This window comes from Oribacterium sp. C9 (assembly GCF_002007235.1).
In the GTDB taxonomy this organism is placed as follows: domain Bacteria; phylum Bacillota; class Clostridia; order Lachnospirales; family Lachnospiraceae; genus Oribacterium.
The window spans coordinates 54,300-77,216 of the sequence record NZ_MUHW01000008.1 but is presented as its reverse complement, the minus strand read 5'-3'; the positions used below and the strand labels follow the sequence as shown (position 1 = coordinate 77,216).

Here is a 22,917-nt window from a genome sequence, read left to right as displayed (position 1 = left end):
AACGTATGTAGGGGATGCGTTTAAAGATTAAAAGTGGGAGATTTAGAGTGATGAAACCTAAGCTTGATGCCGGACTGTCCCGTAGTTATGTATTGGATGGACTTACATCTATGATGAGTGGATTTTTTATCTACAGGGCAGATTTTTCTTCGGAGCTTCTATATATTAATAACGCAATTCTCGACATATATGATTGTGAAGATGAAACAGAATTCAGGGAACTTACCGGTGATACCTTTGGAGGTATGATCTTTCCTGCAGATCTCAGAGTCACAGAAGAAAACATAACTTCACAGATGTCTGAAAACAGCGGATATGACAGAGTGAGCTTCAGAATAAGAAGCAAAAAGGATCAGATCAAGTATGTGGAGATACAGGGAAAGCTTTACAGTTCACCTGAAGAAGGAGAACTGGTTTCTGTAACCATGTCTGTACTCAGAGAAGAGGAAAAGAGAACCTTCAGCAACAGGCATGTGTTCATGCTGGACAATTCCAGTAGAAATTACATCCTTAACACCATAGACAAGGCGGTAAAGAAGGATTTCATCAAGATATACTATCAGCCTAAGTTCGTCACATCCTCCGGAAAACTGTGTGGATTTGAAGCATTATCCAGATGGGTGGATCCTAAGTATGGCATGCTGCTTCCCGGGGAATATGTGCCGGTACTTGAGGAGTATAATCTCACACATATTCTGGACAGATACGTCATTAGACAGGTGGCAAAGGATCTGGCGAATCAGATTAAAAGGACAGGTAAGTCCATTCCTGTATCCTTCAATCTGTCGCATAATGATTTTTTGTCCTTTGATCCCTGTAAGGAGCTTATAGATATCACAGCTGAATTTGATATACCGAGAGATGCTTTTCAGGTCGAGATAAACGAGAACACGCTTAATGCGGATCCGAATCTTTTTAAGAGGGAGATCAGAAGGCTCAGGGACAGTGGATTCCAGGTCTATATCGATGATTTCGGAAATGAGCATTCATCACTCAATACCATACGTGAGTATGAGTTTGATGGAATCCTCATTGATATAGGATATATGGAGAATTTAGATGAGAAGTCAAAGAATATACTCCGTCCCGTTATAAACATGAGTAAGGGTCTGGGAATCCATACACTGGCAAAGGGCGTGGAGACTGAGGATCAGCTGGAGTTTTTGAAAAGCGTAGGCTGTGAGATAGTTCAGGGTTACTATTATTCATATGGAAGACCGTCTGAACGCATACCCGATGATTTTCCTATGAATGTAGATGCTGCCTCAAAGGTTAACGGAATGGCTGAAGTCGGATTTGGAAAAAAGGATCCTGAGATATCTTTTGTTGCGAGAAGCGATCTCAGCGAGACTCAGCGAGTTTTCAGTGCCATTTCATCAATTTACAACAGCATATATCTCATTGATCTTGAAGCAGACAGCTACAAAGAGTTGAAGGCTAACTATGCAATTCACAGATTTTTAGGTAATGAAGGCAGTATCAGTAAGGTGATGCCCGCTATTATGCGTACATTTACGACTACTGAATATATGGAGGCCATACTTGCTTTTACAGATCCGAAAACATTGGCAGACAGATTGTCAGATAAGGATTATATAGAGATTGACTTCGTTGGCGTGATCAATGGATGGACCAGAGCTGCATTCTTCGTTTTGAACAGAGATGAGCAGGGGAAGGCTGTGAAGATACTTTATACGACACGTATAATCGACTCCAGCAAAAAAACGGAGATGGATTATAAAGACGTGCTGGTTGATATGTCAAAGATCTATTTCAGTCTTTTCCATATAATATTCGGAACAAGTGAGTTTATCCCGCTGATCCTTCCTGAGGAGCTAAGGGACAGACTGGGTATGAATCAGCAGCCGTATGAGCTTGCAAAGGAAATGTTCATCGAGAATTATGTATCAGAGGACTATCGGGATAAGGTAAATGCCTTTATGGATATCTCCACCATGCAGGAGAGACTCAGAACGAAGTCATTCATCTCAACAGAGTACTATGGAAAGAGTAATAAGTGGTACCGTATCATAGTGACAGCTTCAAAGTCTGATGAGAAGGGGAATGTTCTCAGGGCTTCCATGGCGATGGAGGATATAGATCAGGAAAAGAACGAACAGGCTGATCTTGAGTTTAAGATCGAACATGATGCGCTTACGGGCGTACTTAATCGTAATGCCTACGAAAAGTACACAGAGCTTCTCAAGCAGTCTGACATGTCCATAGCATATATACTTCTGGATGTAGATAGATTTAAACAGATAAATGATACTTACGGACATGGTATAGGAGATTCAGTACTTAAAAAGCTTGCCTGCTATATGCGTAATGAATTTCGTTTGTCGGATCATATCATACGAATGGGTGGTGATGAGTTCTGCGTAATCATGACAGGAATCGAGGATAAGGATGCACAGATGCTTGTAGATAAAATATATGCTATCAACAATGCTCTGAAAAATCCGCGAAGCAAGAACCTTCCGAGGGTTTCCATAAGTGCAGGAATCGCCTTTTCTTCTCAGGGATTTACCAACGACCTTTATGAGAAAGCGGATATGGCTCTTTATCATACGAAAAAGACCACCAGAGACGGATATACTATTTATGACAATATGCTGAACAGCATTGATTACTATTCCGACAGGGCTTAAGACTGCAAAGTTTTCAAAAAACAGAAAAATTAAAAAAATAGAAATCGGAGAGTGTTTTAAGAAACTCTCCGATTTTTTTGTGAAAAAAATTAGTTTTAGGATAAAACAAATGAAAAAATCTGTCAAAATAGCAGAGGAATTGCCTTGAATAATTTAAGCAGAACTAACAAAATGTTAAATTTAAGAGCAAATATAATGGTTTTTATAACAAATCCGATATTCGGAGTGCTATAATTATGGCTTCCGGGGATTTTACATTCGGAAATTTTTGGGTATAGAGAAAATTTCAGAGGTGTCTGATCTAATAAGTTCGTAATGATCTGATACATCTTGAGTATGAAGAGTATTTTCCGGAATAGATTTATTTGAGTGAGGGGTTAAAATGAATAAGTTGAGTAAGCAGCTGATGGCGCTTTTTTTTAGCGTGCTTATTTTTGTCGAATCCGGGTTTAATGCAGCCATAACAGGTCATGCTGCAGAGATAAATACGGGTTCGCATTTTTTTGTGTATACGGTTAAAGCGGTTGCCGGGCTACAAAGAGACGATGGAGAACCATATCTGACGGTTAAGTATGGTACGCAGGCTGAGGAACTGAAATTACCTGAAAAGATATATGCACTGGCGACAGTTAAGGATGTTGAACAGGATGAAGCGGATGAGGAAGAAGATGAAATTATAGAGATCTCAACCGCATCGGAAGTGGAGATCATATCAACAGTCAGCGAGCTTACAGAAACAGAGACGGTTGCCGAAACAACTGAAAACGTAGAGGAAGCTGCATCAAAGTCAGAGATAAACACCAGTGTTGACTGTATCACTAAAGATCAGATGGATGAGCTTTCAAAGCTTCTATCGGCTAAAGAAAAACCTGCTGTAAAAAAGCTTGAAGCGGAAACAGGTCTGGATCTTTCTTCGTATAAAGTTATCGAACTTTCTGTAGAGTGGATCAATGATACAGCCTTCGGCGGCAGCTATGATCCCGAAAAACCGGATGTATATAGATTTTATTCTGAAGTGACAGCTGATAGTACAAAGTATGTTGTGGACGAAGCTCTGCTTCCATGCATAGATGTAAGAGTTTTGGGTGAGGACGAAGTAAAGTTTTATGCCCAAAAGACTATAGATGATGTAGAGATAACAGTAAGTGCGCCTGCAGGCGTATTTCCAGAGGGAAGTGAACTTGAGGTTGAGAAAATCGACAGTAAGAGCGATACCCTGAAGATCAATGAGGCTGTCAACAAGACTCTCGATAATGATGAGGTTGTCAGAAATTCTCTTTCATATGACATAAAGGTAAAGGATAAAGATGGCAATGTTATCACACCTGAGGAGGCTGATTCACAAAAGATAGAGATAAGCTTCGGATCAGAGGCTTTCAAAGAAGCGGCTCAGGATGAAAAGCAGTATATCTCGATCTATCATTTCGAGAATGTTGACAAGGAAACAGTGGAGAAGGCTGCAAAGTCTTCTCTGGAGGAGCTTAGCTTCATAGAGAGTCTGGTAGACGCATTTGCTTCTCTTTTTTCATTTCAGGATGAAGACAATAAACTTAGTGAGCCGGAATATGTAGAGGCTGAAAAAATCGAGAACGTAGAAGCAGATGCTTCGGAGAAGAAAGAAAGTGCAGAGGATACAGACTGTAAAGCTGACATAAAAGAAGATTCAGAGGCGGATATAGAAGGAGCAGCTGAAAATGATGATGTTTCCGATGAAGACACCAAGCCTGTTCTAAGGGATGACAGTTCCTATGTTACGGATGAAGGAGAAATAACAGTAAAGGCATCCGGATTCTCCGTTTACTCCATAGTAGTTTATTCAAAAAAATCTACTATAAAACCATATTACAGTATCCTTTCTCTTGATAATGCATCTTCATACAGTTATGAGAGCGGGGATATGCTTACTCTTGAGCTTACATCCTCCGATGAGTCTTCTGAAGTGAAGAAGATCGCAGCGATATATGGACCTGATGATTTTGAAAAGTTTGCCGAGAGTGTCTCACAGGATCCTACAGATCTTGAAGAACTGCTTCAGGACGCAAAGGTAGGAAGCACTATAGAGATTCCTGCGAACGCTGACAGATTTGGATTCATAGCAGATTCGGAAGGAATAAAGATCAAGGCAACTGCTCTTATGAGAGACGGTATCAGGTATGAGGCTTTTTCAGAAGAGGTGACACGTGACGCGGATGATATAGTGACCTTCAAGGGAATACGCTGGAACCTTAAGGATACTCTGTATGCTCATTCATACAGCATAAAGCAGAACATAACGAAGGGTGGAGGGGTATTAACACCATCAGAATTAGACGCTATTGATTATACATTATCAGGCTTTAATGCAGGGGAGACTGTAAAGGTCAAGCTTGATGATGGAAGTGAAGAGACAAAGAATGCATCAGAAGACGGTACACTTTTCTTCTCAGTCAAGGCAAGTGTGGCTGCTTTTGGTGTACTTACAAATCAGGCAGATATAAAGGTCGTATCTGCGGCAGGTTCCGAAGGATCAAAGAACAATATCGTATGTGCAACAGATATCAAAGACTTCAGCTTAAGCTCAGCCAAGGAGAATGAGCTTAATTTTGTGGTGCCGGAAATTACATATCCGGTTTATTTTGAAACTGAAAATGTAAATGGATCAGTCACATTCAGGGTAGGAGATGTTGAGACGGGACGTGAGATCAAAGCGTACCTTCTTGATTCTGAAGGAAAAAATGTATCGGAAACTCTGGATGTATCTAATCAAACTAAGACTTCGGATGACGGTTCAAAAGCTGAGTGCACATTTAATGTTAATATAAGCAGTGGAAGCAAGGGATATCACCTTTTGATAGAGTCGGATGATCCTGAACTCACTCTTCTGATAGAGAATGAAGGAAACAAATATCAGAACAGAGCAGGTGTTGGAACAGAACCTGTAAAGCTTGCATCGGCAGATAAAAACAGTTCTGACAGCAAGAGTGCTGCGGATAAAAGCATTAACAGCTTCTTTATAGAGGGAAAAGCCTCTAAAGAAACTGTGAAAACGCTTTGGGAAGACGGCGGAAGAACGGAAGAAGAAAAGGGACGTCTCATAGCCGCAGAAGATGTGGAGAACTGGAAAAATGAAGGTAAAAGTTCTGATGAGATAAATAAGCTTGTAAAAAATAATGTCAGGGAACAGATGAAGCTTGAGTACTATATCGATGCTGATATCGAGGGAAAGGGTCGCATCTGGAAAACTCTGGATGTGGAGGCCATGAAGGAACTGGGCTATGCTGATGGCATGGAGATACCTTCACCTTTAAATGCTGAATTCACATATCAGGGTCCGACTACTTATGAATATGATTTTGTAAATAAATTATTCACCAGATACGTTTATCGTGATGAGACAACGGGTGAGATAAAGACAGCCGGTATCAAATACCGTATTTCCGAAAGTGATAAGTTAAAGCAGCATTATTTTGGAAAGTATGAGGATGAGAACGGAAACGAGACAGAGACAGGTTCTATCCTCAGAAACTACGAGATCAAGGACTATACTGCGACTGTAAAGTGGAATGACAAGGATGCCACAGCAGTGGACAGACCGAGTATTGATAAGTGGTTTGATTCTATCGAAGTGAAAAGGATATCAAAGAATGATAAGGGTAAAGCGGTAACTGAAGAGGTTAAGAAGATCAGGGTCTCAACGGCATCAGAGATTCCGCTCAGCAGCAATGCAGAAGGCGCCGTGACCATCACGGACACGGGAAACGGCATCTGGACTGTCACTGTAAGGGGCTATGCCTACAACAGGTATGATCATCCTGTACATTATTACATCACGGAGAAGCAGATCGATCTTCCGGATATAAAAGGCGCCGGGGGCAGTGGAAGTGCTGTCACAGATAGATGCTATAAAATAAAGTATGAAAATGTGGGTAATTCCTCTGATATTGAGACCGGACTTTACGACGGAGGAACTCTCCAGAATACTCTTTCAGGTAAAACAGGATATGCCATAAAGAAGCTGTGGAAGGATGAAGCGGTAACTGATAAAAATGATCGTCCGAAGGCATATATCAGACTCTACAGATATGCAAAATCAGAAGTGGATCCATGGGCACATCTCTCACCTATCGAAAAAGAGGAAGATCGTCAGATAGTTGATTCTATAGATACAAATGATGGCAGAAAGGATGTACTTTACGGCCTCACAGTATCACAGCTGGATGCCTACAACGAAGATGGTGAGAAGCTTATCTACGTTGGAAAAGAGAAGATGAATGGAGGTAAGTTTGATTATGAGAACAGACTTCTTTCTAAAGATGGCAAGGAAGAGGAACTTCATGGCGGATACTATGTGCTGGATGGTGAGACTCTGGTAAACCGCGTAAAGGGTACACTCACCGTCAAGGCTACAAAGACCTGGAGGGCAACTGCAAGACAGGATACTGATGCGAAGGTTCAGTTCTATATCTATAAGACAACTGTAAATCCTTCAACATATGATCTTTCACGATACATGGATGAACTGGATCAGTCTTTAAAGGCAGGCGGTCAGTCAAATGATAATTCACGAAGCGTATTGATCGGTGGTGATCAGACAAAATATGTTGAGAGATTGGCGGATAATTGTGTACTGGAGGGCTTTTCTTCAGAGGAGAGATCGAAGAGTCTTTCTTTTTCAGAGCCGAAATATGATGAAGAGGGACGCAGACTTTATTATGTGGTAAGGGAAGGTGCGGTATCAACCAGGGTTGGTTCAGAGTTTAAGGAGACCGACATTGAGACTATCAATGGAAAGACCTACTATGTGACACAGGATGGATATCGATATCTTCAGAGCAAGTCTCCCAAAACAGATGCTGATGGTAATGTTGAAACCGAGATAGTAAATACACTTATAGGAAACGCTCAGATAAAGATAGTTAAGCATTTTCCTGAGGGACTTTCTGAAAGTGACATCAGATCCGGCAAATCAACTATTACTTTTGATGTTTATCAGAATAAAAAGAAAATAGGTACAGTTACCAGAACTTATGATAAAAATGCAACTCTGGGGAAGGTAAATGCGGACGGAGAATTCAGCTCTCACAAGATAGGATCCATAGAGGAGCTTTCACATGAATTCACAGATGAGATACTGATCACTTCATATGACGATGAGGTGTTGAAGCTCGATGACAGTGTCAAGGGCTTTACCGGATTGCTGCCGAGATATACCCCTGACGGAGCAGAGTATACATATACAGCCTTTGAGCATGAAGATGTGATAGAGCGCGGATATAACCCGATGATTCTCAATATGATCACAGAACCTGTATATAAGGTATCAAGTCCGTCAGCTTTACGCCCATACAGAGAGAACAGGGACAAATATCTGTTAGATACTATCGAGATAAGCAATCAGAAGGATAAGGGGGATAAAGCTACATCATCGGAGATCCCAGCGACATCTTCAACTGTTCCATGCACCTCATCAGAGATACCCGCAACACCATCCAATGTTCCGGAAGAACCGGATGCACCTGCTACTCCATCATTCATCAGAAACAAAAATCTGATCACTGTATATAAGGAGTGGCTGGACGGAGCTGAATCCGATGGAAGAGAATCAGTGACATTCGTTCTGGAGCATGAAGAGAACGGAAAGTGGGTACAGTACGGAGGAAGCCATGTCATAAATCCTATGGTCAAAGAGGATAATGTCTCTTCATCCGATGAAGAGGAGGATTCTGATAATCCGGATGAGACTAAATACTCAAAATTCGTCTGCTTCAGGGTGCCTGAAGAAATAAAGGAAGAGTTTAATGCCTGGAGAGATAACGGATATAAGGATAACGGCACTTCAGGGAAGTTCCGTGTACGAGAGATAAAGGTAGGCGATGCTCAGGTAAAGTACTACACCGGAGCAGGAAGAACCATAAAGGATGACTTTGAAAACTCCAATTATTATCTTGGACATTTCTTTGATAAGTATGAAGGAGTGGAATCCAGATTCGAGGAACTCAGTAAAAACCAGGCTGAAAACGATAAATATGGCTTTGTTAAAGGAAATAAGTATGACTATGATGTTCTTCTTGACGATGGCACAGAACATATAGGCTACGGGAAAAATATACCAGAGGAGGAATTTGATTTTGTACTGACCAATGTAAGGGTCGGTGTTATTTACGTGAACATTTCCAAGGAATGGAATGATGGAGATATGTCAGCCAAGACACGTCCCGATGCGATAAAGCTCAAGGTCAGGGTCGGTGATGAAGTCCGTGTGGAAACATTGGACAAAAATAACAATTGGAAAGTCACACTGGGACCATTCCGTAAGTATGATGCGGATGGAAAACTGATAGACTATGCTCCTAAGCTTTTGGAGTTTACGGACGGTGAATATTCCTCTTCCGAACATGAGTATAAGACTACAAACCGATTTGAAAAGTTTGTATATGCTGCGGGAAGAGAGGATGATGCCGGGAAATATGCGGAAGCATATAAGATGAGCGGAAAATCAGATGCGGTCTTCACGCTGGGAAATGATCATGACCATCATACAGGTGAGTCATATGACATCGCTTTATCAAATACTCTTTCCGGTACTGTGACACCTGTTGTCAATAAGTTCTGGGAGGATTATGAAGAGAAGGCAAAGGAAAGACCTCAGATTTTTGCAAATCTCTATCGTTCATATGTGGATCCTCAGGGTACGCACTTTGAACAGGTATATAAGCAGGATAATGACAATGAGCTTGATTACAACTGGGAAACAAAGATAGTTGAGCTTAGCTATAACTGGTGGAAGATCACCTATTCATCTATGCCGAGGTTCAAGGTCGTTAAGTCAGACTCAAAGACGGATTTTTATGAATATACCTACTACGTCGGGGAGACTTATGCTGCAAATAATACCAATGAATATGAAGAGATAGGCGCTTATCCGAAGGCACCGGAATATGCAGATGCAGAGAAAAAGGCTGCAGTATTTACTTATGATGTGCCTAAGTGCACTCCAAGTACCATTACAGAGGGCAAGGATAAAGGAAAGACTGTTTATGCTGCGCCTGTTCCTGTGACAGATGATGAAAAAGAAGGTACATTGATAAACAGACCTCGCAATAAGAGGACGGTTTCCGGTACCAAGATATATGAGAATCTGCCTGAAGGATTCAGCTCAAAGAATCTGCCTACTGTTAAGCTTGAGCTGTGGAGAGTGCCTTATGGAGTAAAGGTTAAGGATCTGGAGAAGCTTAGCGCAGATGAAAGGAAGAAGCTGGAGGAGCCGGTTTATCAGTACAGTATCGGTAAGGATGAGATAGGACAGGAGGTTCTGATCAAGGATCCTGATGAGAAGATGCTTACAGCTGAATTGAAGGGCGCGAATGAACTCAGGAAGAGGACATTCACCTTCTATAACAGGGATAAGGATGGAAATGAGACCAGGGAAGTGGCTCAGGTTCCAAAGTATGATGATAATGGACGTCCTTATACCTATTTCGTAAAGGAAACTGCCATAACTGATACGGAAAAGACGACACTGGCCAATATTTATGACGCTAAGTATGATGTCGATTCCGAAGATGCCCTGACAAACGGTATTCAGGTTACAAATGGATTTGTTCCGACGGATAAGTATAAAGTCACATTTTATAAGAAGTGGGACGGGCTTACTGATGAGAAGCATAGTGATGCTGAGTATATGATGAAATATCTTGCTGAAGATAATTATGCTCCATACATCACTGTTCGTTTGTACAGATATCTTCAGGATGATAAGGGCGAAAGAATACAGGGAACAGAGGAACTGGTTCTGGATAAAGTCGAAGATAATAACGGAAATAAGACACAGGAAATAGTTTATTATGATACGACAACAAGGAAGTATAGTGCCTGCAGAAAGGATCATGATGGAAATTCTGTTTATACGAATCTGTCGGGTGATAATGTCAGCGGATATTCAAAGGAACATGTAATACATTACAATCATTCCCATGAATATACCTGGGATAATCTCGAGTACTATGCTCCAAATCTCAGACCGTATATCTACGTGGTATCTGAGAAGTACGAGTCCAATGCTACAGTAACAAACAGCTTTGGCTATGAGGAGGTCTATGAGGCTTCAGGTTCATCTTTAAAAAAGAAAGACGGAGCAGCTAATCTCTATGAATTATACAAGCTGTATAAAGAGGACAAGACAAATAACAGAAAGGATAATGAAGACAAGTATAAAAACAGAATAGTTGAACATGACAGTAACTGGGTCGGATATGACATCGCAGTTGATGGAAGTTATACTGTGGGATCTGAAACTGAACCTGAGGAAGGTAGTGGCACAGCTGCTATCATCAACGGCTTCCAAAAGACCAGATTCAATGCGATCATCAAAAAATCCTGGGTATCTGATAAACAGGAGTATGATGATATAAGGGTAACACCTAGTGAGATCAAATTTGAACTTTATAAAGCAAAGGATTCTTCGGTGAACTGGACAAAGGGTATAGATACATGTATCGATACCATAACTCTTCAGTCACCGGAGTGGTCAAAAGAGGTAAAGGATCTTCTGTATCGTGAACCAAGAGGCTACAGAAACAGGTACTATTTTAAAGAAGTATTACCTGAGGGCTGGGAGAAGGTTTTCTATATAGAACCTTCAGAGCCTGCAGTATTCACACTTGATAGAGATTTCACAGATAAGGAAAACAAAACTGTAACTGTAACCGCAGCCAACAAGTTTAAGACGGTAAATCTTAAGGTGAACAAGGTCTTTACAGACAGCGTCAAGGGTAATCCGATATCTGAAAAAATACTTAAGCTGATGTATGTTCACGGAGTTATTCCGGATTCCATCAAATATCAAGTTTATTATCAGATAGACGGTGACACGGAGTGGAAGCTTCTGGAAAAATTAAGTGATGATGGAAAAACAAAGACGGCAGTTGAGATAAGCTCGACATTTGGCAGTGAAACCGGTGAATATTCAGAGGCTGAAGCTACAGGGCTTATGCCTTATGCGTATAAGGAAGGTGATTATCATCCGGTCAAGTATCGTGCAGTAGAGGTTTCTGTGACATATGGCAGTGCCGAGGTCGACAGAATGAAGGATTACAAAACCTCTATCGAAGCTGAGCTTTGCGATGGCCAAAAAGCTGAAACAGGATTTGGAGGTTTTGCTTCCGTATCATCAACCTTCGGAGCAACTGAAGGTCCTGATAATGATGCCACTAAATGTAAAACTATAACAACAACAGTTACTAACTCTATCGCTCTCACAAAGCTTGATGTTACAAAGCTTTGGAAAGATGAGGTAAGAGGAAGAGATAATGAAATAAGATCTGTGAACTTTAAGCTTCAGAGAAAGACAGAAGGAGGAGACTGGGCTTATATAGTAGATGAAAAAGAGAACGATGACAAAATATCTAATCCTGAGATCAGTCTGACAAGAACTAAAAATCAGACTGAGCAGACAGGTGTTTTCGAGTATCTTCCTACGAGAGATAAGTATGGAAATAAATATTACTATAGAGCTGTCGAATCGAAGATAGTCCTGAATACCGGCAAGATAAAAGATATTAAGCTGAAACAGATCAAGGATGAAGGAACAAAGGGCGAAACTGCAACGGGAGAAATAGGAGCTTATGAGTTTAAGTCTCAGAATGGAACCCGGTCTAAAGGTAAAAAAGACGATATCTATACCGAAGTGCTTACCACAAGGACAACCAACAGGCTAAAGCTTGGAAAGATTTCAGTAAGCAAGAACTGGGTGGATGATAATGACAAATACGGTCTTCGTCCTTCGGAGATAAGCATTAAGCTGGACTCATCTTCCGGGGTTAAGGGACTAAACGGTTCCGATGAACCTGAAGTAATAATTCTTAACAAGGATAATGAGTGGAAGGCTGAGTGGGATAAGCTCCCTGTTTACGACAAGTACGGAAAAGAGATCACATATACTCTGACCGAGCTTGAAAGTAAGGAGGGTATGGATTCATATAAGGCTACAAACTCTGTTCTTATGCATGTAGAAAAGAAGTCTGAGAGCACTGCGGGATCTGATGAGGCTGCAAGTTCCGGGCTCGCGGCTCTCAGAAAGGAGTCAGAAGGCAGAGTTGCGAAGGATGTGAAGCTTACAGATGGAGAGACTACAGAAGTAGACTTTACAAATACTCTTGTAACCACTTCATTCATCGTCGAGAAGTGCTGGGATACAGCTGAAACTGATCCGACTGATGCCAATGCTGATTTCGTGCGAAATGTTGGAGTTATACTCCAGCGTTCAACGGATGGTACGAACTGGGAGAATGTTAAGAATTATCTTGATGCTGATGGAAATCGCGTCACAACAGATAATGACATCACAGAAAAGCTGACAGCTGCCAATGCATACATTTGTACATGGAACGATCTTCCCAAGTATGGAAGCGACGGAAGAGAGTTCCTATACAGAGCAGAGGAGACATCTCTGGAAACTGTAAGAAACGGAAATACTGATAATCCGGACAAGACAGGAGATTCAATAGGCGGTTACAATTATGAACTCAAACTGAATGGAAGCAATGATGGAGTACAGCGTGCTACACTCAGCAACATTCTGAAGAAGGGTGATTATGCCGTAACCAAGGTCTGGATAGATGATGATAACAGAGACAGGCTTCGTCCTGACGAAATAACCTTCCAGCTGCAGAGAAGGTTAAGTTCTGAAGACAAGTGGACGACATTGGCATCTGGATCCGAAATCACGATCAGAAAGCAGAGGGCTGCAAAGGAAGGCAGCTGGTCTGTGGCCACATGGTCGAATCTTCCGGTCAAGGGCGCGAATGGTGAGGACTACATCTACAGAGCTGTGGAGAAGGAAACAGATAAGAATTATGTACTGTTTGTCGAAACCGCAAACTCTGAAAAGGGTATCCTGGATTATATCGCGGGATTTTTCGGAAATATCGTAGACTTTTTGCATAAAGCCCTGATAGGGGGAGAAACAGAGAATAAGGAGGACACGGAGAATAAAGGAGTAATACTAAAGGAGAATGGTCTCGTTACTGCGACCTATTCCAATATCCACAGGATAAACACGGTAGAAGTCACTGTGGAGAAGAAGTGGGAGAAGGAAATCGAAGGCGTTGAAAAGAATGTGACCGGTGCCGAGGTGGCAATTCAGAGAAGCACAGATTCTATAATCTGGAAACCGGCTAAGCTTGAGGGAAGTGAAGATGAGCTCGTTCATGTTATCACAAGAAAGGAGGGCAGCTGGACAGTGAAGGATCTTCCTGAACACGCTAAGGATGGTGAAAAGTACATGTATCGTGCTATCGAGAATGGTATATGCCTGTCTGATGGAAGTTTTATAGAGGTAAATGATGATGGGAAGACAGAAGGAACTGTCGGACCGTATGCGTATACATCGGAAACCGAAGAGAACGATCATAAGTTCAAAACGGTAATCACAAACCGTATGGATACGAGTTCGATCAGGCCTCCAAAAATACGGAATGATGATAATGACAGCGGCAGTGATGACGATTATGATGTAAGCAGAAGGATAAGGAGAGGTGTAGATACTCCGGGAGATGATGACTCAACGAATGATAAAATAGTACTGGGTAAAAAACGCCCTATCCCGTCGGATTCATCCACATCAACTTCATCGGTAAAACCGTGGAATCCTCAGACAGGTGATGATTCAAGTATGGTATATTACGGAATCGGAGCACTGGTTTCACTTATGATTCTGGGAGTTTGGTTCTACCTGAATAAAAGAAGAAAAAACTGATCTAAGAAGCTATTTTTATTTTTATTAATATATAAAAAATATGATGTAATTTTTCTAAAGTTACAGGATGTTTCTGTCGATAGGTTTTTTATTGATAATGCATTAAGTCCGGCTTTTACCCAAAGTCGGAGAAAGGCAGGGAAGTTCTTTATGATGAATATGTTGGAAGAGGCCATAATCTATGCCACTGTTCTGCATCAGGGAAAAATCAGGAAATTCAGAAATATCCCGTATATATTGCATCCCATAGAGGTAGCGCAGATTCTTTCTACTATGACTGATGATCAGGAGATCATCACGGCAGGTATACTTCATGATATAGTTGAAGATACAGACGGAACACTGGAGGAAATAAAGAAACGATTTGGAGACAGAGTTGCGTTTCTGGTTTCATCAGAGTCGGAGAACAAATATCCGGAGGAGGATCCCGGAGATACATGGAAGCGCCGTAAGGAAGAGGCGCTTCTGGTTCTCAGGAACAGCCGTGACATAGGGGTGAAGATGCTTTGGCTGGCTGATAAGCTTTCCAATATCAGATCACTTTCAGGCATGTATTCCGAAATGGGTGAAAATGTGTGGAACGGACTTCATCAGAACGACCCTCAGCTTCAGTGCTGGTACTACAGGAGCATTGCGGAGATAGTGGAGCTTTCACTGAATAAGACCGGAGCTTTCAAAGAGTATATCAAGCATGTGAATTTTATCTGGCCGGGAACATTTGACTCGGATAAGACCAGGTATAAAAAGTACAGAGAGGTTTCTTTAGACGGTTGCAAGCTCATAGGTAAGGGAGCCAAGGGGGAGGTTTACCGTTACGATGATGAGCTGGTGATCAAGGTCTTCAATGAGAACAACACCTATCATGATGTTGAGCAGGAGATAGCGTTGAGCCGAAAGACCTTCGTTCTCGGTATGCCGACAGCCATTTCTTTTGGTATCGTTTCGGTGGGAGACAGGTATGGAGCCATGTATGAGCTCATAGCATCTGAGACCATCTCCGAGTGTATATCCAGAGATCCTGCGCAGGTAGATGTATATGCGAAGATCATGGCTGAACTTGCACATACCATCCATGATATCGAGGTGACAGAGGAGGACGGTTTTTCAGACGGAACAGAAAATCTGAGGGCCTATGTCAGAGGAGGTGTTGCGTACGATGATGAGGCATTGGCAGAAAGATGCTTAAAGCTGATTGGTACGCTTCCGGTTCCTTCGACTCTTGTACATGGAGATTTCCATACCGGCAATGTATTCATGCAGAACGGTGAGGCACTCCTCATCGACATGGACAGGGTATCGAGAGGTGCCCCCCTCTTTGAGATCGCAGGGCTGCATCATTTTTATGTGGCGCTTGGGGAGGATGACCCGAAAGTGGTAGAGAAATTCATGGGCTTCTCATACGAGACAGCGAAGAGATTTTTTGAGACCTTCATTAAGGTATACTACGGAACCGAGGATGAAAGCGTACTTTCTGAAATCAGGGATAAGGCGGCATTTATCAGTTATCTCAGGATGATGAGAAAGCTTCACAAACATGTGGACATGTCGGAAAAGGAAAAGAGCATCGCAAAGACATATATGAAGAGACTTGAAGAACTATTGGGAAGGCTGGACACTTTGGTGATCTGACACGGATAACAGAATGTTATAGAAAGGAGAGTAAGATGAGAAACAAAAGGCATTTTTCAGCAGTAACGGCGGCGCTTGTTATGTTGATGATCTTCATGACGCTCATGACAGCATATGCCGGAACAGGAAGCATAGAAAACATAGCAAACAGCAATATAGTAAAGAGCCTGCAGAATTCCGTTCAGGCAGGTGATATCACTGCTGCTGACATAAGTGGTAAGGTCGAAACCTATCTTAGGTCTATCGGACTTTCAGATACGGATATAGATCGGATCAAAACCATTTTATATACGGCTGTTGCACAGGCTGCTGCCAATGCTTCCAAAACTGCAGCAGCACCGGATACTTCAGAGACGGCTTTGGAACAGGATATAGCTTCTGAAAAGAGCGAGGCTGAAGAGGCAAGGATCTATGTTGTGAAATCAGGAGATACTCTCCAGAGGATAGCAAAGAGAGAATACGGAGATTCTAAAAAGTGGAAGGATATCTATGAACTTAATAAGGACACCATAAAAAATCCGAACAGAATAGATATAGGACAGAAAATAAAGATCGCATGAATCGAAAGTGACTGATATTGTGAAAAAGGAGTGAAAGCCGGTGTTGAACTTACCGTGGCTTTGCTCCGGATATGAATCTGAGATATAGGTACGTGACTTTACATAGTCACGTACCTGTTTTTTTATTTTAGATGAAGGCTTTCGGCTACTTATTTTCACATGGGAAAGAAGGCTTGAAAATACCTGAATGTTGTATACAATAAAACAAAATATACAATGCTTTATCCATTATTATTTTTAATGGACCTGTTTAAAACTATGAATTTTACAAATGTACTTTTTTTAGTTATTATTCCCATGGCTAATGGGAAGAGGGGTGCACATCTTCCATTTATTAAGTCTATATTATACGGGTTCAGGCCCGTGATATTTTAAGGGGAATTTTATGAAACAGTTCAAATTAGGTCTCGTACCGAAGCTTATCATCGCCATCATAATTGGTATACTGATCGGCGAGTTCATGCCATTATGGTTCTGTAAGACAGTAGTTACATTATCATCTATCTTCAGTTCATTCCTGAAGTTCGTTATACCTCTCATGATCCTTGCATACGTTACTATGGGTATCGCAGATCTGTCACAGGGTGCAGGTAAGCTCCTCATCATCACAGTTCTGCTCGCATACTGCAGTACACTTGTTGCAGGAAGCATGTCTTTCATCGTGTCAAGCACACTCTTCCCGCATTTCATGGCGCCGGATGCCCTTGAGAAGATTCAGGCAACAGCAGATGTAAGCGTTGGAACATACTTCAGCATCTCACTTCCTGCTGTTATCGATACACTTTCAGCAGTTGTTCTTGCCTTCATCCTTGGACTTTGCATGTCAAGCCTTCGCGGAAAGACAATCGGAACAACACTTTACGATAGCATGAAGGACTTTTCAGCAATCATTGATGCGGTTCTTCACACAGCTATCATCCCACTTCTTCCTCTGTATATCTGTGGTACATTCGTAGACCTTACATACTCAGGAAAGACATTTACTATCCTTGGAATCCTTTGGAAGGTATTCATCGTAGTAATCGCTATGCACCTTGTATATCTTCTTATCGAGTTCTGCCTCGCAGGAAGCATCGCTCACAAGAATCCTATCAAGCTTATGACAAACCAGATCTCAGGTTATACAACAGCTATCGGAACACAGTCTTCTGCAGCTACAATTCCTGTAAACCTTGAGTGTGCACGTGCTGACGGAATCTGCTCACAGATCAGAAACTTCGTAGTACCACTTTGTGCTAACATCCATATGTGTGGTTCTATGATCACTATAACAGCCTGTGCTACAGCCGTATGTCTCATGAATGATCTTCCTATCAGTCTCGGAACTGTTATCCCATTCATCATGACACTCGGTGTTGCCATGGTTGCTTCTCCTGGAGCTCCGGGCGGATCTATCATGACAGCTCTTCCATTCCTTTACATGGTATTCGGAACAACAGCAGGAGATCCTAACGGCCCTATTTGTGCGCTTATGGTAGCTCTTTACATCACACAGGATTCTTTCGGAACAGCATGTAACGTTTCCGGAGATAATGCTATCGGTGTTGTAGTTGACCAGATCTACAGAAAGGTCATCATGAAGGGTCAGGCAGTAGCCGTAGACTGATTTAATTAAAGTAAATACTTTTTCCGGTTACGGAAATACACAAAATTTTGGGGGCAATGTTTAGCCCCCAAAACTGTATCAGAAAAGAAAGGTCTTGAGAGCAAGATGAATATATTCAATATTATAGGACCTGTCATGATCGGACCGTCCAGTTCACATACTGCAGGTGCCTGCAGAATCGGTGCGATAGTCAATAAGATAGTTGATAATGACGTGCTGACTGAAGTCAGGATACAGCTTTCAGGTTCATTTGCCCGTACTTACAGAGGCCATGGAACAGACAGAGCTATCCTTGCAGGAATCATGGGTTTCCAAAGCTATTCCGAAGAGATAAGAAACGCAATGGAGATTGCGGAGGAACGTGGTCTTAAATATGAATTCATTGCAGAAGATATTCCGGGTGCTCATCCAAACACAGCGAGAATATATTTTACATGTAAAAGCGGTAAAACAGGATTTGTTGAAGGCGCAAGCATCGGGGGCGGAAACATTCGCGTAAGCAATATCGACGGAATGGAAGTCAACTTCAGCGGAGAGAACAACACCCTTTTCGTACTTCACAAGGATACCCCGGGTGTAATTGCCAATGTAACAAATCTTATGTACTGGCGCTACGGAGAACTCAACATCAGCGGTTTCCATCTAAGCAGAAAGGAACGCGGTGGAGACGCGCTCATGACTCTTGAGCTTGACGAACTTCCACCTGAGCAGCTGATCACAGATCTTAAGAAAATGGATAATATCGATAATGCATTGCTTATCCATGCAATTTAAGGAGAATTTAAATGCTTTCATATAATTCAGTAAAAGAGCTGGTTGATGCAGCCAAGGAACAGAATTGTCGTATCAGTGATATCTGTATCAGAGATCAGGCAAAGAAGATGGGGATTTCCGAAGAGGAAGCTTATAAGAGCATGGAGAAGTGCTTCGATATCATGTGTGAGTCAGCCGAGTGGGGCGAGCAGGAAGGACGCAGATCCACTTCGGGTCTCACAGGTGATGAGGGCTTCAAGATGACGAATTATGCGAAGAATGGCGGCGGACTCATGGGAAAGACCATGTCCAGAGCCGTTTCCAGAGCTCTTGCAGTATCAAACTGCAACGCTGCCATGGGTAAGATCGTAGCAACTCCTACAGCAGGTAGCTGCGGAATACTTCCGGGATGTCTCATCACAGCTTACGAGGACAAAAAGTTGGATAAGAAGGACGTTGTCATGTCCATCTTCACTGCAGCTGCTTTCGGTATGATAGTTGCTGAAAAGGCTTCTATCGCCGGTGCACAGGGCGGTTGTCAGGCAGAGTGCGGCAGTGCCTCCGGAATGGCGGCAGCAGCTCTCGTAGAGCTTATGGGCGGAACACCTGAGATGTGTGCGGATGCTCTCGCTATTTCCATAGTTAATCAGGAGGGACTCGTATGTGATCCTGTTGCAGGACTCGTTGAGATTCCATGTATTAAGAGAAATGCTTCCGGCGTAGTCATCGCGTTTTCATCAGCAGATATGGCACTTGCAGGTATCGAAGCAAAGATACCTGCTGACGAATGTATAGATGCTATGCGTGAAGTCGGTGATGCCATGTCCAGAGACCTTAAGGAAACAGCCACAGGCGGTCTTGCAGCGACCCCTACAGGCAAGAGATACCGCGAGCAGGTTTTCGGATCCAAAGGCTAAAAAATAAATATAAGAGAAGTTACTTTTATCCTCCAAAAATAAATGAACTCTCTATATGTAAAAAGCGACCTCCGGTGCGGAGGTCGCTTTTTCATTTTTTAATGGTCTTTATAACTAAACCGATCAGCAGTCCGGCCGCTGTCGGCATCACCCATCCGAAGCCGTAGGTGAAGAATGGAAGGTATCTGTCGCAGAGGGATATGATTCCGTCTGCTCCGATGGCGTGAGTCCAGGTCTCTGGCAGAGCCTTTATGAAATCAAAGAATGCGCTGATAACCGCCATGGTCATCGCAGAAACTATAATAGTATGATCATGCTTGAATAAACCGCCGAAAACCGCAAGCAAGGTAAGAGTGATGGCGATAGGATAAAGCATCATAAGAGCAGGTACCGAGATCTTTATAATGGATGCGAGACCAACATTTGATATGATGAAGGTCACTGTCGAGAAAAGAATCGCCCATTTGTTATAGGAAAGCTTTCCCGGGAACATCTCGGAAAAAGTTGTGGCACAGCTTGTCATGAGACCTACAGCGGTCTTCAGGCAGGCAAAAAATACGATAACTGCAAGAAGTATGGAGCCAAAGCCCGGAAGATAATGAGCAGAGATATCTGCGAGAACAGCACCTCCGTTATCGCTTAATGGAGCGTAGGCCCTGCTTTCTGCTCCTGCCATAGCAACGAGAAAGTAAATAAATCCCATGAAACCGCAGCTGAAGATACCTGCCATGATGGTATTTCTTGCGATATCAGAAGATGAAGTGATGCCCTGTGCACGAACTACATCCACAACTATGATTCCGAATGCAAGACCGGCGAGAGTGTCCATGGTGTTGTAGCCATCAAGTATTCCCTGCAAAACAGGTGAAGTCGCATATGCTTCCTGTGCTTCAAATGCTGATATGCTGCCTTCGGGCTGTGACAACGCAATAAACAGAAGTACGCCCAAAACAACTATAAATACAGGATTGAGAAACTTTCCGATCCATACAAGGATGTTTCCCGGTCTAAGGGAAAACCACAGAATGAGCACAAACATAAAGATCGTGAACATTAAAAGCATAAGCTGTGGGTTTGCACCGGAGGGAAGCAGAGGTCGGATACCTATCTCGAAGGGCACAGTCAGACAACGTGGAGCTGCGAAGAATGGCCCGATGGAGAGATAAAGAGCGATAGTAAAGATATAGCCGAATCTTTTTCCTACCTTTTGGCTCAGATCCAGGAGTCCGTTGCTGCCTGTGATTCCAAGAGATATGACTGCCAGAAGGGGCATGCCTACTGCAGTAATGAGGAAACCTGTCAGCGCTGCGAAAATGTTGTTTCCTGCCATCTGTCCGAAATATGCCGGAAAGATGAGGTTTCCTGCTCCGAAAAATAAACCGAAGAGCATGCTGGAAATGGTGACGAGCTCTCCGAAAGTAAGCTTTGTTTTCATTATTACCTCCATGGGTTATATACGAATTGGAGTAGTTTATCAGAAAAAAACATAATGTAAAAGATATAAAATTAAATAAGAGGAAATCAGAGAGAAAAAAGTGGAAAATGCCAGGGACTTGAACAGGGGATGCCATATATTCTATGATGTATAGGGGGTGTGACCTGAATGTACAGTATAAAGAAAAAAAGTAAGAAGAAAACAAAATTTAAGTTAAGCAGTCTGAGCACCACGCAACAGATAGCATTAAGCTTTTTACTGGCTATTATAGTTGGAACTATACTCTTGATGCTGCCTGCCGCAACAGTTACCGGGGAAGAAACGAGCTTTTTGACAGCGCTTTTTACAGCCACGACCTCTGTGTGTATCACGGGACTTGTGGTGGTAGATACATTTTCACATTGGACTTTGTTCGGACAGGCTGTGATATTGTTTCTTATACAGGTTGGGGGAATGGGAGTAGTATGTATATCGGCTGTATTCCTGCTTCTTATGAGAAAGGGACTGTCTCTCAAAACCAGAGTCCTCATGATGGATGCACTTAATTTAAGTTCCATCAAAGGAGTAGTCGGGTTTTGCAAAAGAGTTATCGCTGACATTTTTATAGTTGAGGCTGTAGGAGCGTTGCTTACGGCGCTTGTATTCGTGCCGAGGATGGGTAATGCAAATGGAATTTTTGCAGCTGTCTTCCATTCCGTATCTGCCTTCTGTAATGCCGGAATAGATGTGCTGGGATCTGATAGTCTCATGGCATATTCGGACAACTATGGTTTTCTGCTTGTGACCATGTCTCTGATAGTTCTCGGAGGTCTGGGATTTGTTGTCTGGTTTGATGTTATTGAGGTCATAAAAAACTGCTTTAAAAGTAAAGAAGATAAGAAGCGGTTAAGGCTTTCAGAGCATACCAGACTTGTTTTTGCATTGACATGTGTGTTTATTCTGTCAGGAGCAGTACTTGTTTTCATAGCCGAAAAGGATAATCCGGAGACTATGAAAAATATGACTATGCAAGGAAAAATATGGAACAGCATATTTCAGTCCGTGACCTTCAGAACAGCGGGGTTTATGACTGTTTCGCAGAAAGGACTGAGAGATGTCACGGCATTTACAGGGCTCCTGTATATGTTTGTGGGTGGTTCACCCATGGGAACGGCAGGAGGAGTAAAAACGGTGACATTTTTCGCGCTTATACTTTACGGGTTCAGCTCACTGAATCATCATCAGAAACCGGTTATATTCAACAGGGCTTTTTCGTTTGAAACCATACATAAGGCTGTGGCAATCATTATCATTAGCTTTCTGGTGACCTGTGTTCTAAGTATACTTCTGATGCTCACGAACCCGGAGGTTGCACTGGTGGATGCCCTCTATGAGGTTTTCAGTGCTACAGCAACTGTGGGACTTTCGAGAAACCTTACTTCGTCACTGAATGCAGCTGGCAAAGTCATTATCATAATCGCTATGTACCTGGGAAGGATAGGGCCTATTTCGCTGGTCATGTTCTTTAGAAGCAGCAAGGGTAAAACGGATCTCCTGGGATATGCGGAGGGAAAGTACTATATAGGATGAAACGTGACAATCGTGAGCTCGCTTTGTACAGAGCGACTTGATATCGACTTTTGAAATTCGCGT

Annotated in this window: 9 protein-coding genes; 8 read left to right on the top strand and 1 reads right to left on the bottom strand. The window is 42.4% G+C overall.

Annotation, left to right across the window (positions count from 1 at the left end):
* Positions 1-50: 50 nt before the first annotated feature.
* The 7 genes from BXO88_RS06720 to sdaAA all read left to right on the top strand — a co-directional run bounded on the left by BXO88_RS06720 (position 51) and on the right by sdaAA (position 19,850).
* Positions 51-2,651 (top strand): bifunctional diguanylate cyclase/phosphodiesterase, encoded by a 2,601-nt coding sequence (locus BXO88_RS06720; protein ID WP_168171637.1) that lies wholly within the window; start codon positions 51-53, stop codon positions 2,649-2,651.
* A 382-nt stretch (positions 2,652-3,033) separates the two neighbouring features.
* Entirely contained in the window at positions 3,034-14,385 is an 11,352-nt protein-coding gene (locus tag BXO88_RS06715; RefSeq protein ID WP_078036983.1) for a Cna B-type domain-containing protein, read from the top strand.
* 150 nt (positions 14,386-14,535) lie between these two features.
* Positions 14,536-16,014, top strand: coding sequence for an HD domain-containing protein (locus BXO88_RS06710; protein ID WP_078036982.1), 1,479 nt, complete (start codon positions 14,536-14,538; stop codon positions 16,012-16,014).
* Between the two features lie 35 nt (positions 16,015-16,049).
* Positions 16,050-16,574, top strand: a complete 525-nt coding sequence (locus tag BXO88_RS06705) for a LysM peptidoglycan-binding domain-containing protein (RefSeq protein ID WP_078036981.1) — start codon at positions 16,050-16,052, stop codon at positions 16,572-16,574.
* Between the two features lie 385 nt (positions 16,575-16,959).
* On the top strand, positions 16,960-18,180 hold the full coding sequence (locus BXO88_RS06700) for a dicarboxylate/amino acid:cation symporter (RefSeq protein ID WP_078036980.1): 1,221 nt from the start codon (positions 16,960-16,962) through the stop codon (positions 18,178-18,180).
* 105 nt (positions 18,181-18,285) lie between these two features.
* Positions 18,286-18,954: an L-serine ammonia-lyase, iron-sulfur-dependent subunit beta gene (sdaAB, locus tag BXO88_RS06695; RefSeq protein WP_078036979.1), complete on the top strand. Its 669-nt coding sequence runs from the start codon at positions 18,286-18,288 to the stop codon at positions 18,952-18,954.
* An 11-nt stretch (positions 18,955-18,965) separates the two neighbouring features.
* Positions 18,966-19,850 carry an L-serine ammonia-lyase, iron-sulfur-dependent, subunit alpha gene (gene sdaAA / locus BXO88_RS06690; RefSeq protein WP_078036978.1) on the top strand — a complete coding sequence of 295 codons (885 nt, stop codon included), beginning with the start codon at positions 18,966-18,968 and terminating at the stop codon, positions 19,848-19,850.
* Positions 19,851-19,941: 91 nt separating this feature from the next.
* Here the strand turns inward: sdaAA and brnQ are convergent, their stop codons facing one another.
* Positions 19,942-21,285: a branched-chain amino acid transport system II carrier protein gene (gene brnQ / locus BXO88_RS06685; RefSeq protein ID WP_078036977.1), complete on the bottom strand. Its 1,344-nt coding sequence runs from the start codon at positions 21,283-21,285 to the stop codon at positions 19,942-19,944.
* A 168-nt stretch (positions 21,286-21,453) separates the two neighbouring features.
* Between brnQ and BXO88_RS06680 the strand changes: the two genes are divergently transcribed.
* Positions 21,454-22,854 carry a TrkH family potassium uptake protein gene (locus tag BXO88_RS06680; protein ID WP_078036976.1) on the top strand — a complete coding sequence of 467 codons (1,401 nt, stop codon included), beginning with the start codon at positions 21,454-21,456 and terminating at the stop codon, positions 22,852-22,854.
* The last annotated feature ends 63 nt before the right edge of the window (positions 22,855-22,917 follow it).

What these genes read in the sequence shown, in the direction of transcription:
- BXO88_RS06720 (WP_168171637.1), top strand. Translation starts at nt 51, where the DNA reads ATGAAACCTAAGCTTGATGCCGGACTGTCCCGTAGTTATGTATTGGAT.
- BXO88_RS06715 (WP_078036983.1), top strand. Translation starts at nt 3,034, where the DNA reads ATGAATAAGTTGAGTAAGCAGCTGATGGCGCTTTTTTTTAGCGTGCTT.
- BXO88_RS06710 (WP_078036982.1), top strand. Translation starts at nt 14,536, where the DNA reads ATGATGAATATGTTGGAAGAGGCCATAATCTATGCCACTGTTCTGCAT.
- BXO88_RS06705 (WP_078036981.1), top strand. Translation starts at nt 16,050, where the DNA reads ATGAGAAACAAAAGGCATTTTTCAGCAGTAACGGCGGCGCTTGTTATG.
- BXO88_RS06700 (WP_078036980.1), top strand. Translation starts at nt 16,960, where the DNA reads ATGAAACAGTTCAAATTAGGTCTCGTACCGAAGCTTATCATCGCCATC.
- sdaAB (WP_078036979.1), top strand. Translation starts at nt 18,286, where the DNA reads ATGAATATATTCAATATTATAGGACCTGTCATGATCGGACCGTCCAGT.
- sdaAA (WP_078036978.1), top strand. Translation starts at nt 18,966, where the DNA reads ATGCTTTCATATAATTCAGTAAAAGAGCTGGTTGATGCAGCCAAGGAA.
- brnQ (WP_078036977.1), bottom strand. Translation starts at nt 21,285, where the DNA reads ATGAAAACAAAGCTTACTTTCGGAGAGCTCGTCACCATTTCCAGCATG.
- BXO88_RS06680 (WP_078036976.1), top strand. Translation starts at nt 21,454, where the DNA reads ATGTACAGTATAAAGAAAAAAAGTAAGAAGAAAACAAAATTTAAGTTA.